Annotated in this window: 20 protein-coding genes and 1 pseudogene; 13 read left to right on the top strand and 8 right to left on the bottom strand. The window is 37.7% G+C overall.

Going from position 1 to position 18,041, the window contains the following annotated elements; translation table 11 throughout:
• The 13 genes and pseudogenes from QMD71_08715 to QMD71_08655 form a co-directional block, all read left to right on the top strand.
• The coding region (locus QMD71_08715) for a T9SS type A sorting domain-containing protein (GenBank protein MDI6840909.1) at positions 1-481 on the top strand (481 nt) is incomplete at its 5' end.
• Between the two features lie 210 nt (positions 482-691).
• Positions 692-976 carry a DUF3467 domain-containing protein gene (locus QMD71_08710; protein MDI6840908.1) on the top strand — a complete coding sequence of 95 codons (285 nt, stop codon included), beginning with the start codon at positions 692-694 and terminating at the stop codon, positions 974-976.
• A 12-nt stretch (positions 977-988) separates the two neighbouring features.
• On the top strand, positions 989-1,429 hold the full coding sequence (gene accB / locus QMD71_08705; GenBank protein ID MDI6840907.1) for an acetyl-CoA carboxylase biotin carboxyl carrier protein: 441 nt from the start codon (positions 989-991) through the stop codon (positions 1,427-1,429).
• The gene (gene accC / locus QMD71_08700) at positions 1,429-2,760 is read left to right on the top strand and encodes an acetyl-CoA carboxylase biotin carboxylase subunit (protein MDI6840906.1); all 1,332 of its coding nucleotides are present in this window, start codon (positions 1,429-1,431) and stop codon (positions 2,758-2,760) included. Before accB ends, accC begins: the two co-directional genes overlap by 1 nt.
• Positions 2,761-2,875: 115 nt before the next feature.
• Positions 2,876-3,955: a T9SS type A sorting domain-containing protein gene (locus tag QMD71_08695; GenBank protein ID MDI6840905.1), complete on the top strand. Its 1,080-nt coding sequence runs from the start codon at positions 2,876-2,878 to the stop codon at positions 3,953-3,955.
• Between the two features lies 1 nt (position 3,956).
• Positions 3,957-4,802 carry a hypothetical protein gene (locus QMD71_08690; protein MDI6840904.1) on the top strand — a complete coding sequence of 282 codons (846 nt, stop codon included), beginning with the start codon at positions 3,957-3,959 and terminating at the stop codon, positions 4,800-4,802.
• Between the two features lie 75 nt (positions 4,803-4,877).
• Positions 4,878-5,120 carry an Lrp/AsnC ligand binding domain-containing protein gene (locus tag QMD71_08685; protein MDI6840903.1) on the top strand — a complete coding sequence of 81 codons (243 nt, stop codon included), beginning with the start codon at positions 4,878-4,880 and terminating at the stop codon, positions 5,118-5,120.
• Complete coding sequence (gltA, locus tag QMD71_08680) at positions 5,120-6,511, top strand: NADPH-dependent glutamate synthase (protein MDI6840902.1); 1,392 nt, start codon at positions 5,120-5,122, stop codon at positions 6,509-6,511. The genes QMD71_08685 and gltA overlap by 1 nt, the downstream gene beginning before the upstream one ends.
• A gap of 85 nt (positions 6,512-6,596) precedes the next feature.
• A complete protein-coding gene (locus tag QMD71_08675; protein MDI6840901.1) occupies positions 6,597-6,902 on the top strand; it encodes a hypothetical protein in 306 nt (101 codons plus the stop codon).
• 32 nt (positions 6,903-6,934) lie between these two features.
• The gene (locus QMD71_08670; GenBank protein MDI6840900.1) at positions 6,935-7,948 is read left to right on the top strand and encodes a glycosyltransferase family 39 protein; all 1,014 of its coding nucleotides are present in this window, start codon (positions 6,935-6,937) and stop codon (positions 7,946-7,948) included.
• A gap of 162 nt (positions 7,949-8,110) precedes the next feature.
• Positions 8,111-8,797, top strand: a pseudogene (locus QMD71_08665) (transposase).
• Between the two features lie 121 nt (positions 8,798-8,918).
• The gene (locus QMD71_08660; GenBank protein ID MDI6840899.1) at positions 8,919-10,232 is read left to right on the top strand and encodes an acetyl ornithine aminotransferase family protein; all 1,314 of its coding nucleotides are present in this window, start codon (positions 8,919-8,921) and stop codon (positions 10,230-10,232) included.
• Complete coding sequence (locus QMD71_08655; protein ID MDI6840898.1) at positions 10,229-11,389, top strand: putative DNA modification/repair radical SAM protein; 1,161 nt, start codon at positions 10,229-10,231, stop codon at positions 11,387-11,389. Before QMD71_08660 ends, QMD71_08655 begins: the two co-directional genes overlap by 4 nt.
• On the opposite strand, the gene QMD71_08650 is transcribed toward QMD71_08655, so the two are convergent.
• The 8 genes from QMD71_08650 to QMD71_08615 are packed head-to-tail and all read right to left on the bottom strand — an operon-like array spanning position 11,370 to position 17,929.
• Positions 11,370-12,332, bottom strand: a complete 963-nt coding sequence (locus QMD71_08650; protein MDI6840897.1) for a hemolysin family protein — start codon at positions 12,330-12,332, stop codon at positions 11,370-11,372. The genes QMD71_08655 and QMD71_08650 overlap by 20 nt on opposite strands.
• Positions 12,329-13,276, bottom strand: coding sequence for a CNNM domain-containing protein (locus QMD71_08645; protein ID MDI6840896.1), 948 nt, complete (start codon positions 13,274-13,276; stop codon positions 12,329-12,331). Before QMD71_08645 ends, QMD71_08650 begins: the two co-directional genes overlap by 4 nt.
• A 55-nt stretch (positions 13,277-13,331) precedes the next feature.
• Complete coding sequence (gene ybeY / locus QMD71_08640) at positions 13,332-13,706, bottom strand: rRNA maturation RNase YbeY (protein MDI6840895.1); 375 nt, start codon at positions 13,704-13,706, stop codon at positions 13,332-13,334.
• A 16-nt stretch (positions 13,707-13,722) separates the two neighbouring features.
• Positions 13,723-15,846, bottom strand: a complete 2,124-nt coding sequence (locus tag QMD71_08635; GenBank protein ID MDI6840894.1) for an HDIG domain-containing protein — start codon at positions 15,844-15,846, stop codon at positions 13,723-13,725.
• Positions 15,824-16,729 carry a PhoH family protein gene (locus QMD71_08630; protein MDI6840893.1) on the bottom strand — a complete coding sequence of 302 codons (906 nt, stop codon included), beginning with the start codon at positions 16,727-16,729 and terminating at the stop codon, positions 15,824-15,826. Before QMD71_08630 ends, QMD71_08635 begins: the two co-directional genes overlap by 23 nt.
• Positions 16,730-16,789: 60 nt before the next feature.
• Positions 16,790-17,269 carry a LysM peptidoglycan-binding domain-containing protein gene (locus tag QMD71_08625; protein ID MDI6840892.1) on the bottom strand — a complete coding sequence of 160 codons (480 nt, stop codon included), beginning with the start codon at positions 17,267-17,269 and terminating at the stop codon, positions 16,790-16,792.
• Positions 17,270-17,288: 19 nt separating this feature from the next.
• Positions 17,289-17,663, bottom strand: coding sequence for a hypothetical protein (locus QMD71_08620; GenBank protein ID MDI6840891.1), 375 nt, complete (start codon positions 17,661-17,663; stop codon positions 17,289-17,291).
• Positions 17,660-17,929, bottom strand: a complete 270-nt coding sequence (locus QMD71_08615; protein ID MDI6840890.1) for a hypothetical protein — start codon at positions 17,927-17,929, stop codon at positions 17,660-17,662. Before QMD71_08615 ends, QMD71_08620 begins: the two co-directional genes overlap by 4 nt.
• Between the last annotated feature and the right edge of the window lie 112 nt (positions 17,930-18,041).

Genomic DNA, 18,041 nt, shown 5'->3' with positions numbered 1-18,041 from the left:
TCTCATAAATCGGTGTCAATCAAGGTGTTGCAAGTTTTGTAAAGCGAATTATTCATGGGATAAAACACCGGTAACAGATGCCCCGGATGCGCGGTGTTATCACACAGCAGTATGGACAGGAAACAATATGGTTGTTTGGGGTGGCGTTACTGTGACAGGTCTGACGAGTACAGGTGGTATTTACTACAATAGTGAATTAGAAGGGATAGAGGAAGGCAATTTACAAGTCACTAAAGAGTATAATATAGAGGTATCACCAAACCCATTTATTGGCAAAACCTTTATCCGTTATTCGTTACCCGAAAACCATGATTTATCTCAACACATCGGGATTTACGATATTTCGGGTAGACTTACTCAGCAATTGGAGATACAAAGGATATCACCTCAAGTTATAAGTTTTGGTGATGAGTTAAAAGCAGGCATTTACTTCTTGAAATTCAAAGGTTATGTGCCAGTAAAGATAATAAAATTAGAGTAAACGGGACAGGTTACTTTTTCTTAGTATCCGTGCGGATCCGTATGGAATAGTTTAATTTCTCTAAAAAAATTCCATGCAAAATTTATATTATCCTCTCCATAATCCTCTCCATAGCTACTTTACCCACACTTAGTCTGCACGTAGATATTTTACTTGACAACTTTTCTCTACTTGTCTATACTTGGATTATAATTTTAATTAGGAGGTATTATGGCTGAAAATAAGCAGCGTATAAATATAGAACTGCCGGAAGAGCAGGGACAAGGCATTTATTCAAATCTTGCTATTGTATCACATTCACCGTCTGAGTTTGTTGTTGATTTTACTCGTGTCCTACCAGGACTTAAAAAGGCTAAAGTTTACTCAAGAATTGTCCTATCTCCAACACATGCTAAGTTATTAATGCAGACACTTAAAGATAACATAGAAAAATACGAAAAGAAGTTTGGCGAAATAAAGGTTAGTTATGAAGAGCGTAAAGAAATAGGCTTTTAACTTGGAGTTTAAATGAGACTTAGTGAGCTAAAAAAGATTATAAAAATGGTAGAGGACAGTAATATTGATGAACTTGAGATAAAGGGCATTTTTAGGCGTGTCCGTGTTACGAAGCGGCTTTCTACGCATGCGACTGCTGAGGTCGTGCCTTCATCAACTTCTACTACAAAAGTAGAAGTCGCGGGAAAAGAGAAGGTTAAACCTGAGAAAAAGGTTCTCTCAATAAAAGCTCCTATGGTAGGTACATTTTATCGATCGCCATCCCCGGGTGCTACTCCGTATGTGGAAATAGGGGATAAAATTAATGTGGGTAAGGTAGTTTGTATAATTGAGGCAATGAAAGTAATGAATGAGATAGAATCAGATGTTGCCGGTACTCTCCGTGAGATTCTTGTTAAGAATGAGGAGCCCGTTGAATATGGACAGGAGCTTTTCATTTTAGAGCCCGAATAGTGTTTGAAAAAGTTCTCATAGCTAATAGGGGTGAGATAGCACTACGTGTTATAAGAGCTTGTAAAGAGTTAGGAATTGAGACAGTAGCTATTTATTCGGAGAGTGACTCTAATTCTTTGCATATAAAATTTGCAGATGAATCGGTTTGTATTGGACCGGCATCTCCAACTCTTTCTTACCTTTCTATTCCTAACATAATCAGTGTATGTGAGGTGACAGGAGTAGATGCAGTGCATCCCGGGTATGGGTTCTTAGCTGAGAATCCGCGGTTTGCTGAGATTTGCGAGGATAATGGGTTCAAATTTATAGGACCATCAGCAGCTTCAATTATTGCTGCAGGTGACAAGACAAATGCACGTGAGACTATGAAGAGAGCGGGTATACCTGTGATTCCGGGTAGCAACTCATCAATAAATTCATTTGAGGAGGCAGAAAGGATTGCCGATAGTATTGGCTATCCTGTCATAATAAAGGCTTCGCTTGGAGGTGGTGGTCGTGGTATGCGGATTGCTAATAATAAAGATGAGTTGAATAAATTGCTACCAGTCGCAAAAGGGGAAGCAAAGGCTGCATTTAGCAATGATAATGTGTATATTGAGAAATATCTTGACTGTCCACGTCATATTGAAGTACAGATACTTGCAGATGAGCATGGTAATGTTGTATGGCTTGGTGAGCGGGAGTGTTCAATTCAGCGTAGACATCAGAAGCTTATTGAGGAATCACCATCCCCAGGTGTTACAAAAGAGCAGAGGGCAAAGATTGGTGAGTACGCTGTTATTGCAGCAAAGGCAATCAATTACAGGTCAGCTGGAACAGTTGAATTTATGCTCGACCAGAATGGTAACTTCTATTTCCTTGAAATGAATACAAGGATTCAAGTTGAGCACCCGGTGACTGAAATGGTGACTGGTATTGATATTGTGAAGGAGCAAATACGAGTGGCGGCAGGTGAGCACCTTAAATTCAAACAAAAAGATATTAAGCTTAATGGACATGCAATTGAGTGTCGGATTAATGCTGAAGATCCGGAGAATAACTTTGCACCATCGCCGGGCGAGATTAGAGGGCTTTATATACCGGGTGGACCGGGAATTAGAGTTGATACACATATATATGGTGAATATAAAGTGCCAAGTGAGTACGACTCTTTAATAGCTAAACTTATTGCATACGGGAAGACAAGAGAAGAGTGTATAACAAGACTGGAGCGTGCATTAGATGAATTCTTAGTAGAAGGTATAAAAACAACTATACCATTCCATAAAGAGATAATAAAGGACGAACGGTTTAGACGAGGTAAGATTGACACCCACTTTATAGAACAATAGCATAAGAAAATCAAATATGAGTTTAAGAAATAATTTCGTCCCGATTTACGATGAATTTACACAAAACTATTCATACAATCGCAATTATAATACTAAACTAGGAAGAGGAGGAAAGATGATAAAGTTAAAAGTTGTGTGTATAGTTGTATTGACTGGTATTTTTAGCAGTACATGGGGAAGTTGGAATGTTGTTAAGATAGGGGTATGTCCAGATTGGTGTTATCAACTGAAAGTAGGTAAAGGTAGGAACGACGGTACAAACAGAGTCTATGTATCCGGGTATGACGGTCATATATATGAATGGACATATATAAATGGGTCGTGGGCTTGTGTAGATTTAGGTGCTGGTGCGCAGCGTATGATAGGTATAACTATAGGGGATAGTAAGAGTGACGGTGTGACTCGTGTTTATGATGCGAATGAGAATGGCTATCTATATGAGTTTACTTACAATCCACCCTGGACTAAGGTTCAACTACCAAGCCCTCAAGGCTCTAATGCAGCTGTTGCAATTGGGAATGGTAGGAATGATGGAGTAAATAGAGTCTATGCATCTTGTCAGGATGACCATATCTATGAACTTACATATTCTTTAGAGAACTGGGAGCGACTTGACATATGCCCACACGCCCCTTTCGCATATAGGTGGGATTTATGTCTTGGTAGAATAAGGAGCGACGGCCTAATTCGGGTATACTCAACAGCAGCATTTGGGGGTGGCATTCGTGAGCAGACATGGGCTAGTAATTCTTGGGTTGACAGTCTCGTGGATGCTGTAACAGGAGCATCAACTGATATAAATATTGGACCCGGTAGAAATGATGATACTTTTAGAATCTATGCTGGGCGTATTGATGGCAGTGTATATGAAATCACTAATACTGATCCGTGGGTAGGCGTTGAATCCATCTCTTTTATTATTGGATATAGATTGGAACAAAACCGACCTAATCCATTTAGCCGAGTTACAGAAATTGAATTTCAAGTCCCAGATAATTCCCAAACCGGTATAAAAATTTACAACCTCACAGGTAGGTTATTGCGTATAATTGTGTGTAATGAATTAGGACCAGGTACTCACAGGGTGATTTGGTATGGTAAAGATAATTTTGGGAATAGAGTTGCCCCGGGTGTCTACTTCTATAGATTATATGGAAAAAGCTTCAGTGTGGTTAAGAAATTGATTGTTATTTAGGATGCTATTTTTATTATTTATTTTATCCCAAATTCCAAAAGTCGAGTTTAGTGGCAAACTTAACATTCAATACACTCGTGAGGATAACCCTAATAAACCTGTTTCTCGCCTTTTCTTGCATTACGGAATTATAACTTTGACATTCAAGCCGAGAGACAATCTGAAAGTTATTTATTCAAATGACCTTGGCTTTGTTCGTCGCTTTTGTGCAGAGTTTTTTATTCCTCGTCTTAAGTGCAATATAAATGTGGGCAAGTTCAGCATTCCGTTTGGCTTACAGTTAATGGACCACACTTCTCTTTTGGAGGATAATATTGGACTCGGCCTTCAGCGAGATAATACCGGGATTGGCATAACTCTACATCCATTTTTTCTTAGTTTAGAGGGTGGCATTTTCCCTTGTAATAGTGTCAGACTTTATACAGCTACTGTCTCAATGAAGCCGTGGATATGTGATATTGGTATAGCTTATCTTTTAGATAAATATTCAAATGATAAACCGCAAGTTAATAGAAAGTATTATGAATATTATGCCAAGATATTTATTCCAACTCGTCTCTCTTTATTGTGGAAATACATTCCTGGCAATAGAATGAATAAAAAATTGCTTGGCTCTAATGTTTCATTGGAGCTACCATTTCATCCATTATTTTCACCATTTGTTGAATACGAGTTATTTGACCCTGACCGCAGTTTACAAGCTAATTCCATTTACCGTACAATAGTTGGGCTGAAGTATGTAGTTACATCAAATGCTATGCTCCGTTTAGGTTATTATATTAATCGGGAAGAAACTAAAGAGACCAAAAATAATTTACTCTCATTGATGGCAATAGTGTGGTGGTGAAAGCAAGGATGTGTAGTACGCATTTGGTGATAAGAGTGTAATAAAGAAAATAGTTATGCTAACGAGGTGAAAAGTATGATAGCTACTGCATATGTGCTTATAAAAGCAGAAGCTGGCAAGGGGAAAAAGGTATACGATGAACTCTTAAAATTAAAGAGTGTGCAGCATGTGGATGCAGTTACAGGACCATTTGATCTCATAGTATTAATTCAGGCTGCTGATTTCAACGAGGTCGGTAGAATAGTTTTTGATAAGTTGCAAAAAATTAAAGGAGTAGAAGAGATTATTACCTGTAATGTATTAAGTTTTGAAATATAGTGCCAAGACCATCCCTTAAAAAGACCCCAATAAGTGAGCAACCTCCAAAGGAGAGGATTAAAAATTTCAACGAAGTCCCGTTAGGGTATTCACCAGCTGAAGCCATACTTGAGGCAAAGCGCTGCCTTATGTGCAAGAAGCCAAAATGTGTCAAATGGTGCCCAGTTGAGGTAGATATACCCGGCTTTATTAGTGCAATTAAGGATGGCGATTTTTCTAAATCAATAAAGATTTTGAAGGCTAAAAATGTACTTCCAGCTATATGTGGAAGAGTATGTCCACAAGAAGACCAATGTGAAAAAGTATGTACACTTGCTAAAATTGGTGACCCAGTTGCTATAGGGAGGCTTGAAAGATTTGTAGCTGATTGGGAAGCCAAACAGGGGGATGTTGAAATACCTTCTGTATTACCCTCGACTGGCAAGAAAGTTGCTGTTGTAGGCTCAGGACCTGCTGGTTTAGTAGTTGCAAGTGACCTCGCTAAACTTGGGCACTCGGTTACAATATTTGAAGCATTACATAAGCCGGGTGGTGTATTAATGTATGGAATACCAGAATTCAGGTTACCTAAAGCCATAGTTGAAAGAGAGATAGATTATGTGAAGAAATTGGGAGTGCAGCTTATAACTTCTTTTGTAGTAGGTAAATTAAAGACAGTTGATGAATTACTAACTGAATTTGATGCCGTCTTTATTGGGACAGGAGCTGGTCTACCATGGTTTATGGGTATACCGGGTGAAAATTACAACGGAATATACTCAGCTAATGAGTATCTAACGCGGTCAAATTTAATGAAGGCATATTTGTTCCCAGAGTATGACACACCAATTGTAAAGGGTAAACGAGTAGCAGTAATCGGCGGTGGTAATGTAGCTATGGATTCAGCGCGTACTGCATTAAGATTAGGGGCAAAGCATTCAATGATAATCTATAGACGGTCAAAAGCTGAGATGCCAGCCAGAATTGAGGAGATAGCACATGCAGAAGAGGAGGGGGTTGAATTTGAATTCCTTACTCTACCAGTTAGATACCATGCTGACAAAGATGGCTGGGTTAAAGAGATGGAATGTATAAGGATGCAACTCGGTGAACCTGATGCATCCGGTAGGCGGCGTCCAATCCCTATAGAGGGCTCTAATTTCAAGATATCTGTTGACACAGTAGTTGTAGCTATAGGACAGGCACCAAATCCATTGGTTCCAGCTACGACACCGGGACTCAAAATTGGTAAACATGGAAATATAGTGACTGATGAACAGACAGGTAAGACATCAAGGGAAGGTGTATTTGCAGGTGGTGATATATCAACAGGAGCTGCTACTGTCATACTTGCAATGGGTGCAGGTAGAATAGCAGCTCGCTCAATTGATGAATATCTACGTTCAAAATAAAAGAAGATATGTAAGGGAAATGCGTGTAATCCGCTTATCAAAAATTTTTAATTTCTACACTAAAATATAAGTAATAAACTTTCTTATGGGATGGAAAAAAATCAATTGTAGAAAATTACTTCTATTAGCCTTTGGTGCAATAATTCCAAGATTGTTACTATTTTCAATAGTCGCACCTCATCCGGAGCGCATCTTTATAACAAATACAGATGCTTTCCAATACGATAGAATTGCTACAAATATTTTGGAACACAGTAGTTTTTCTCTCTCATCCACACTGCCCTACGAACCTACAAGTTTCAGAACTCCAATATATCCGCTATTCTTAGCGACGATATACAGGTTATGTGGTGAGCGAGTATTGGTAGCGATAATATTTTTCAAATTCTAATAGCTACAGTAAGTTGTCTTATATTGTACAAGATGGGGGAAGTATTAATTAATGAGAAAGTGGGGCGCATAGCCGGCTGGTTATTGGCTGTTTTTAGTATAGATTCAATCGTTCTATCAAACCTTTTACTATCCGAGGCACTACTTACTTTCATTTTAATCGTGAGTGCATATTCTTTTATATTATTTTTGATACAAAAGCAAAAACGCTACATTCTGTACTCAGCAATACTTCTTGGACTTGCAACACTAACTCGACCGATTGCATTATTCTTACCTTTGTGTCTTGTAATCTTTATTCTATTCTATTGGAGAAAACAATGTAAAAAAGCAATAATAAGTTCTCTCCTTTTATTGATAGTTTATTTGCTTACTATTTCTCCATGGATAATTCGAAACCATCGGGTCTTTGGATTTCCACATGTTACTTCAAATCTTGGATACACCTTATTCGTTCATTATGTCCCATATATAGAGGCTGCGAGCTCAAAAAAGGAACTTAAGATTAGCACAAAAGGTTATACAGAAGGGGTGAGACAGAGCATTCGAGATAAAGGCGTACTCTTTACCCAGCAATCTGAGGTTTGGCAGCAAATTGGGGTAAGAACTATTATGAAACATCCGTTAGCTTATACCCGTTTATATCTTTTAGGGACTGCAACAACAATTTTGAGTGGAGGTAGTAACGTGTTTTATTCTTTACTTGGTACGCCAATGGATTATAGAGAGAGTTTAGCATATTTTGTAGCAAAAGACGGAATCTGGAGAGGATTAAAAACAATACTTGAGAGAAAAGGTAGCGGTAACCTGCTATTTCTTTCACTCAATACTTTTTTATTACTATTTATGTATTGTACTGCAATCTACGGGGTCTACAGAGTTTCCAGAGAGAAGAGATATGCGATAAAAGTTCTTTATTTTTTAATAATAGCATATTTTGTTCTTCCAGGTCCAGTTGGTGGTATGAGATTTAGAGTCCCAATTATCCCATATATAACCTTGCTTTCAGGACTAGGACTGTATAGTATATCCAAGCAACATATATAACATATATAATTTATAATTTTGTAAGATGAGAAATATGTTTTTTATTATACTTGGAGGGGTGGTTGTTTTCCTAAGATAAAATAGAGAGGGTTATACTGAACCCCTAAAAGAGTGGACACTTTCTTAAGAGAGTGTTATACTCTAAAGAAAGGGGGTAAAACAATGGAAAGAAGGAAATGGCAAGTAGATGAGAAGCTGGCTGTGGTTTTAGAGGGGTTGAAATCAGAGACGAATGTCCAGGAAATATGCCGGAGACATAACATAAACCAGAGCCAGTATTATAAGTGGAGAGACCAGTTTCTTCAGGGGGCCAAGGAATACATCCAATACGGCGGTAACGGTAAAGAGGTCTACGAACTTAAACACCGGATTCAAGAGCTTGAGCGAATTATAGGAAAGCAGGCTATACAGATTGAGATATTAAAAAAAACGGAAGAGTTGATAGGAAGGTAAAGGATATGGCAGGCGAACTCTTAAAAGAGGGCTACAAAGCAATAGATGTGTCAAGGGCGTTAAAGATAAGTAGGTCAAATTGCTACTTTAGGGATAAAGCAGGTTTTCACTTCGTATGATAATCCTAAGGGTAATGCCGACACTGAAAGAGTTATGCGGACCATAAAAGAGGAGCTTTTGTGGCTTGAAGAGTTTGAAAGTTTAGAAGAGGCGAGGCAAAAGATAGGCTCTTGGATAGGGGTGGATTATAATTTGAAGTATGTTCATTCTGCTTTAGGTTATATGAGTCCGGAGGAGTTTGATCTGAAGTGGCGTGAAGGTAATTCTGTTGGTGTTCTGCGGGCATTGGGGGATAGAGTAGAACAGAATGAGGAAGCATTCTCTTATTTATCATGAAAAATTGTCTTGACTATAGGGGTGCAGTACAGGGTCCTTGGTATGAAGGTACTTGGCTTTTGTTTTTAGAAAGTTCAAAATAAAAATTGACAAATTGTTTTTTTTGTGGTAAAATATAAAAATGGAAAAGTTAAATATTCCAGGCCCTAAAGCAAAGGAGATTGTAGAAGAAGATAAAAAGTTCATATCATCATCCTGTACAAGAGCATATCCTGCAGTTATTGAACGAGGCAAAGGGATGTGGGTATGGGATGTTGATGGCAACAAATTACTTGACTTCTCATCTGGAATTGCTGTGGTCACCACAGGACACTGTCATTCGGAGGTAGTGAGAGCAATTGAAGAGCAAGCTGAGCTCTTATTACATATGTCAGGGACCGACTTTTACTACCCAAACCAAGTTAAGCTTGCTAAGAAACTGGCAGAAATAACACCGGGAGGCCCTAATAAACGCACCTTCTTTTGTAACTCAGGTGCTGAGTCTATTGAGGCGGCATTAAAAGTTGTAAGATGGGCTACAAAGCGTAAGTTGATAATTTCATTCTATGGGTCATTCCATGGTAGGACATATGGTGGGATGTCACTTACTGCATCAAAGGCTATCCAAAGGGAATACTTTGAGCCACTTGTACCTGGAATTACACATGTCCCGTACGCGTACTGTTATAGGTGCATTTTTAATTTAACTTACCCAAAATGTGATTTTGCGTGTGTAAAATACATTGAAGATGTTGTATTTAAGACAACAACACCACCTACACAAGTAGCAGCCTTATTCGCTGAGCCTATACAAGGAGAGAGTGGATATGTGGTACCACCGGATGGATATTTTCAAAGACTTAAATCGTTGCTTGATAAATATGGAATACTATTTGTGGATGATGAGGTACAATCCGGTATGGGCAGGACCGGTAAAATGTTTGCTATCGAACACTGGGGAGTCATACCTGATGTAGTTTGTATTGCTAAGGGGGTTGCATCCGGTATGCCACTTGGGGCTATAGTTACAAGACGCTCAATGATGGATTGGCCACCGGGAACTCATGCATCTACATTTGGTGGTAATCCGCTGTCTTGTGAGGCAGCCTTAGTTACAATTAGATTGCTTGAACAGGAACTTATCAAGAATACAGAAAATATGGGTAAATACTTGTTGACAGAACTCAACAAGATAGCTAAGAATCAGCCAATGATTGGAGATGTGCGTGGCAAAGGGCTTATGGTGGCGTGTGAAATTGTAAGAGATAAGGAGACGAAAGAGAAGGCAAAAGAAGAGAGAGATAAGATTGTATACGAATGCTTTAGACGGGGGCTACTGTTACTTGGGTGCGGTGAAAATGTGGTTAGATTTGCTCCGCCTTTAATTGTAAGTAAACAGGAAATTGAACTTGCACTCCAAATATTTGAAGACTCACTAAAAGAAGTTAAAAAATGAATCTCAAGGATAAACTCAGATTACTTGGACAAGTAGCTGAATTTGATGTCTGTGGCTACCCTCGGGTGTTTATCAGCCATAAACGGTCGGGTAGATTTACATTTATCTATCAAGCAATGGGAGAAGGTGGAAGCTGTGTGAGATTGTTTAAAGTGTTAAAAACAAACGAGTGTGAAGGTAATTGTTATTATTGCGCAAACCGAAAGGATAGAAATTATCCAAGAGTGTCATTTGCACCTAATGAACTTGCTGAACTATTTATGGAATATTACACACAGGGATTAGTGGAAGGTTGTTTTCTATCGTCAGCTATACACAAGAAACCGGACGAATCACAAGAAGAACTTATTGATACACTCCGTATCATTAGAAAGAAATACAAATATCAAGGTTATATTCACACAAAAATACTGCCCGAGACAAGTAAGGAACTAATTGAGAAGACTGCAAAATATAGTGACAGAATATCAATAAATATTGAAGCACCGGGTCAAAACTGGCTATCTCAGCTATCACCTAATAAAAATTTTGCACGCCTACTTTCAAAGCTACGTGAAATTTCAGAGCTTCATACTAAAAAGGCACTAAAAGCAGGAATCACTACCCAGTTTGTAGTAGGTGGTACCAAGGAAAGCGATAAGTCTATAATTAATATGGCGGCTAAACTATACAATGAGTTTAAACTATGGAGAGTCTATTATAGTGGTTTTATTCCAGTAGAGGATACACCATTACGATCTAATGAGCCTTGCCCACCTTTACGCGAATTTAGACTTTATCAAGCAGATTCATTAATAAGAAAGTATAAATTTAAACCAAATGAAATACCGTTTGATGAACATGGGTTCTTACCCAAGGAGACAGACCCAAAATTAGCATGGGCAAAATTGCACCCAGAGCTATTCCCAATTGAAATTAATCTTGCTCCTCTTGAAAAACTTATAAGAGTCCCAGGGATAGGCAGAATTTCTGCTGAAAGAATTATAGCTACCAGAAAAGAAGGAAAAATTAAAACATTGGAGGCTTTAAAGAAAATGGGGTCAGTTGTATCAAAGGCTCGTAATTTCATAACACTTAATGGACGACAGTTCCCAGAGGGAGTAAATTATGGGAAAGAGACACAACAAAAACAGCTATTTATGTGGGAAGAAATATAGGTGTAGGTTCAATTTTATCGTATTCATCCTCAATTTCGCCAAATAATTCTTCAAGTATATCCTCCATTGTCACAAGACCTACAGTCTTACCATGTTCATCTCTTACTATAGCAAAGAAACTATCAGTTACTCGCAACTCACTAAATAAAAGCTCTATTAACTCTGTCTCAAGAATAAATCTGCACGGTTTTAATATATCTCTTACATAATTTGCGGTTAAAAGCTCCTTTGCCTCAATTACACCTATAATTTCATCAATACTTCCTTGATATATAGGAATTCTTGAATATCCACTCTTTGAAACTATTTGTCGTAATTCTGAGATTGACAAATCTACAGATGCAGCCTGAATCATATTTCTCGGCACCATTATATCTTTAACAGTCTCTACTCTGAACTGAAGTAGACGAGAGATAAAGTTCTGTTCTTCTAAAGAAAGGGCGCTCTTTGCTGCTATTTGTAGTTCCTCTTTCGTAAATCTATGAAAAGGAGGTCTGGTACGGGCTTTGAAATATCTTAATATACTAATAGCAGTTTGGTATGTCACAAATATAAGAGGATAAAAAATCCAATAAATTATAGTGTAAAGTCTTGCAAAAAGGATAGTGAACTGCTCTTTAAATCTTGAAGCTATAGATTTAGGTAGCACCTCACCAAATATAAATGTGATTAGAGCTACGAATAGAACAATAACTGCTTCCGGTAATCTTGCACACCAAACTTTTGACGCAGTAACACCTAATCCAATTATTGTTAAATTTGTGCCAACAAGAATTGCGGCAAGAAATTTGTCTATATTCTTGAGTGAATTAAGAGCAAATTTAGCACCCTTTCGGTTTTTACTCGCCCAATGCCTTAGTTTAACTAAATCACATGAGACAAAGGCTATTTCTGATGCTGTAAAGAAGGCACAAACAATCAAAAGTAGTATTATTAATATCATTTTACACCAACTATAGCTTTTAAGATATCGGTAAGTGTTACAAGTCCTATTGCATTGTTAGATTCATCTACAACTATAGCAATATGAATTCGCTTTGCCTGAAATTGTGAAAATAGCTCCCTTGCACTCATAGTAGGTAGAACAAAATATGGCGGCCGTAGGGGCAATTCATGAATTGCCCCTACACCTAATCCAAGGTTAGTTGGAGCAAGTAAATCTTTAAGATACAGGATTCCTATAATATGATTAGGGCTACCTTGATAAATAGGAATCCTTGAATGAGATAACTTGAGTTTATTGAGTTCTTTGAGTTTATTGAGTTCTTTGAGTTCAATGTTCTTTTTTGGTGTCATTATGTCGCTTACTTGCTTATCTTTAAAGTCCAATAATCCAATAATTACTTTCCTTTCACTACGAGTTAAATACCAGCGTTCCTCATCAGATTCAATAAGTGACATAAGTTCAGCTCTTGTTATAGGAGCTAATTTCTTTCTGTGACTGATGAGTGAAACTAATCCATCAATTGGGACAGTGACAGGTAAAAAAATAGTCCTTAATAATTTAAGCAAAAATAATGAGTTTAATGAGACTTTTTCTGAGTTTCTTAACCCGTAAAGTTTAGGAGTGATTTCACCAAATACAAGGATGAGATAAGTTATAATTACCGTTAGGATTACCAAGCCACTTGGGGCGAAGTCTTTGAATAGCTGATAAAATATGTGAACTGAAATAATAGCGATTCCTAAATTTACAAGTGTATTACCAAAAAGTATTGTACCAAGTAGTTTTTCGCGCTTCTTAAGTATAGAAAACCGGCTTGACCGCTGTATAAGTTTCTCAATTGTCAGTTTAGGGAGATGAAATATAGCAGACTCAGACCCAGAGAAAAAAGCTGAAAACAAGAAAAGAACGGAAAAACCTAAGAATCCAAACAGGTATTGCATAATACTGTTTATCTTATAATAAATCGGTTGTCAGTTCACAGATATTAAATTGCGTCTATAACACTGACTTGAGTTTATTGAGTTCTTTGAGTTCAATGTTCTTTTTTGGTGTCATAAGGTAATATTCTTCACATGCCTTCATTTGCTTGTCATGTTTATAACCGAGGAGGTGAAGTATGCCGTGAATTAAATATCGTGAAACTTCAAGTTGACAGAGTGTATTATTTTTACAGGCTCGTTTCACTGCCATATCTAAGGAGATATATACATCGCCTAAAAAGCCTTTACCCGGCACTTCTATCCCAAATGCAAGGACATCAGTTGGAGAATCAACTTTACGGTATTTCTGATTCAACCTCCGTATATAGGAGTTGCCGACAAGAGTAACACTAACCTCTATTGTAGTTGGGGCATCCTCAGCCTCAAGCACCTTAAGAGCAAGGCGTTTAAGCTCTCTCTTGTTTATTTTCGGACTCTTTTTTAGACTCCTTACGTGTACTTTTTGCATATTCAATCCTTGGATGGAAGATACCTACTAATATAGGAAGGAAGCTGGTCTCAATTTTTTTGAGTTCTTCAAAGCTTAAGTTAACTTTAGAAAGCTGCCCATCGTCAATCCTTCTCTCAACTGTATCCTCTATAATACCTTTTAACTTAGATGGGGTTGGGTCTGGTAAACTTCTTGCAGTTGCCTCAATAGCATCGGCAAGCATCACAATTGCTGATTCCTTTGTACGAGGTAATGGACCGGGATATCTAAAATCTAACTCGTTAACATCGCCACCCCTTTCTTTAGCCTTAGCATAAAAAGGCTCAACTAAAGTTGTACCTTGGTGCTCCTGTATTATATCTACAATCTCATTAGGTAAGTTTTCCTTATTTGCAAGCTCTATGCCTTCCTTAACATGTGAGATGACAACAAGGGCATTCAATTCTGGGCTTAGCTTACTATGAGGGTTTATACCTGTTTGGTTCTCAATAAAATAACTCGGCTTCTTAAGTTTACCAATGTCATGATAGTATGCACCTACTCTTGCAAGTAGTGGGTTTGCACCTACAGCACGGGCAGCTGCCTCTGCTAAATTACCAACTGTGATAGAGTGATGATATGTCCCTGGCGCATAAATAGAGAGCTCCCTCAAAAGTGGACGGTCAAGGTCTGCATATTCCAATAAGGTAATTGGAGTAGTAATCCTAAATGCACGTTCAAGTAATGGGAGTAACCCAAATGCAAGGAATGCAGCCCCTACACCCCCAATAACAGCATTACCTAAGGATTTAAGGAGTAGTGTGAATGGGCTTAATTTTATAAGCTCTACCCCTAAAGCAGTACAAATATAAGCTACAAAGACATAAAGGGTAGGTTTATAAAAATCGGATACCCGCTTGACTCCGACAGCAGCAAATATAGAAATAATTCCGGGAAGCAAAAATAGGGACACTAAATCGATACTGCCACTTGAATATACTGCTATAAGAATTGTTAAAGTTATAATACCTGACAAACCGGCTCTCACATCTAATAGTAATGAAACTAAAATGCCAAAAGATGCTATAGGAATAAAATACCAAGAAAGTTCCCTTGAGATGACAAGATACGCTATCCCTATAGTAAAACATATAAGGAAAACGAGTAGAAACAGTTTACGAAAATCGTTAAGTAACGGATGGCTAAGAAAATAAATACATAAAAAGAAAATTAGGATAGTAATAAGGTATATAATATTCCTACCCAAAACTGTCCGATACATTGGAACAATAGTGTCATGAGATAAGGCTGAAAGTTTATCAACTACATCTTGAGTAACAACATCATGAGCCCGAATAATTATTTCACCCTTAAGCACTATCCCCTTTGTAGTCTCAACTCTGGCAGCTGCTTGCTCCTTTCTATGCAAAGTCTCAGCTAAATCAATTGTTAAATTAGGAGTTGCAAAAAAATTAGCTAAAGTCACAAAAGTATTGACCATCCGCCTATTATTGGAGAACAATTGAGTTGCAGTCTCTTTTAAAAACATTGGGAGCTCATTGAGATCTAATAGCTCACTCACACTTGACGGTCTTTCTTCACCCAGAATCACAACAAATGGTGACCCAATTGAGTCTTTGGAAAGTATAACCCCTCTATCAAAAACTTCATGTAAAGTCTCAATTAGACCGTCTTTCACAGGCTTGTAATCCCACAATAAGAGAAAACTGATATCCTCCTTGCTTAAAGAAGGTATTATAGACACAAGAGCTGCCCTCTTTTTACTAAATTCATTTTTCTCTCTCCTCATGTTATCCACCTGGTTAAAAAAGTTATTTACATTCGTCTCTACAGATTGAGCTACTTTATAGTCTTTATTAAGAACATAAGGGACAGATTCACGTGCCTTTATCCTCTCTTCTTGAAGTTTCTTCTTACTTTTCTCTATGTAAAAAGTGTGAGGTGCTATTATATCCCTTGGCGCAATATCACCCGGTTTTAAGACAGTTTTTATTGAAAATAGGGGAGGATGTAAAAAATTAAGTAGTATTAAAAAACCAACAAATAACGCAATATGCTTAATGTTTAGCTTCTTTTTCATAAGCTTTTACTATCTTCCTCACTAACGGGTGTCTAACAATATCTTTTTCAGAAAGCCACACAAATTTAATACCAGAAATACCGGAAAGTATTCGTTGAATGTGAAGAAGACCTGACTCCTTTGAATCTTGTAAATCAATCTGAGTTACATCGCCAGTAATACAAGTCCTTGACCCTATACCAAGTCTTGTCAAAAACATCTTCATTTGAATTTTTTGCGTGTTTTGGCCTTCATCAAGAATTACAAAAGAGTTGTCAAGATTTCTACCTCTCATATAAGCAAGCGGAGCTATCTCAATAACACGCTCTTCAATATAATGCTTTATCTTATCATAAGGCATTAATTCATAGAGAGCGTCGTAAAGTGGCCGTAAGTATGGGTCTATTTTCTCCTTGAAGTCACCGGGTAGAAAACCAAGCCGCTCTCCTGCCTCAACAGCAGGTCTTGTAAGTATAACTCTATGTACAGCTCCCTTTCTCAGTAAATCAACTGCCTTTGCAACAGCAAGATAAGTCTTACCAGTACCTGCAGGACCTATACAAGCAACTATGTCAAATTTATCTAATGCTTTTAAATACTGGACTTGACCAGTAGTTCTTGGCTTTACTATACATTTTGGAGTCACGAGGACCTCAGCTCCTGTATATTCTTTTGTAGGGGTTTGATTAATCAAACCCCTACCAGCCTTCGATTTCTTTATAAGTGATAAAATCTCTTCCTTTAAGATAGAGAGTTTATCAGGTTCACCTTGCAAAATAACATCTTCACCCCTTAACACAATTTTTGAGTCGTAATTTTTTGAAAGGAGGCGTAAATTTTCATCCCTTTCACCAAAAATAGTCAAAGGTTCTACCCCTTTTAAAGAGATACGCAATTTTGCCATTTAAAAAGAAGGACGGCTATTCCTTACTTTAATTAGGAATGGCCGTCCCTATTTTAATTCTCAAGGTCTTGGTATCTTAAGCTTCCAACCCGGATATATGAGGTCTGGATTCTTTATAAGGTCTTTATTAGCTTCATAAATAGCATGCCATTTTGCATAATTACCCCTACCGTAAACTTCAGGATATTCGGCAAGCTTAGATAGCCAATCACCTGGTTTTACTATGTAAATATCGCCCACTTCTACCTTCTTCTCTATTTTAGGCTTAACCTCTTTCGGTTTAAGTTTAGCTATTTGAGCTTCGAGATCTGCAATTTTCTTGTCAAGTTCAGCAATTTCAGCTTTAATGGCTTCCAATTTCAAACTCTCTTCTCCTATCTTTGCATTTGCAGCTGCTTCCCTTACCTTATATTCCTCTATAAGCTGCAATGCTTGCTCTTTAGTAAGTTTCTTCTCCTGTGCATAAGCAAGCAAAGCGACTAAAAATGTGAGCACTATAGATATGAGCCAAATCCTTTTTGCACAGCATCCTGTGGACATTTTACACCTCCTTTTTGTTTCAATACTCTGTAAATTCACCTCTTTTTAAGCCCGATAAGTCAAGAGCTCCATTTTTTGGGTTTATGAGTATCTCCCATTCCTCAAGTGTTCCCGCCCCAATAATTGCATTAATAGATTTGCCATCTACCTTTCCCAACTTGTCAATAGGAATTGCTTCGGTATGAAACCCATAGCCCTCAATTTCCCCTATGATTGTACAGCATTCTTTTACTTCAAAAGTTCTTCCGCCTAACGATATCCTATAAGGACGAGGAACCCGCCGGATAGGGACACCTTCTAAAAATTGTCTTACAACATATGTATGAAATAAGCCTGTATCAAATAATGCTACTATCTTTTTCCCTTCAATTTCTATCTCCTTCACAATTCTCATTTTTTCTTCTTAGCTTTAAGTTCAGATAATTGGACTTCAAGACTTGTAACTTTAGCTATCTTATCAGCTTTTTTAAGCTCAAGTTCTATCCTTTGCGATTCAATAGCTTTTGCTTTAGACTCAGCAGATTCAGCTGAAAGTTTTGCCTGCTCTAAGCTACTCAATATCTCCTTAGAAGCTCCTTTGGGTGCACACCCAAATAAAAGAAATGCACCAACCACAACAAGAAAAGGTAACCACTTCTTTGCACAGCATCCTGTGGACATTTTACACCTCCTTTTTAACCTATAATAGCATCGTAAACCAAATTGTCAAGAAAAAAATGCTTTGTTGAATAATTAAGTTTACACTTCCTATTTCTGCTAAATCCCACAGAAT

It is taken from the genome of bacterium (assembly GCA_030018315.1).
Taxonomy (GTDB): Bacteria; Hydrothermota; UBA3073; order JACQXS01; family JAGMCI01; genus JASEGA01.
This window is presented reverse-complemented; position numbering and strand designations above follow the sequence as displayed.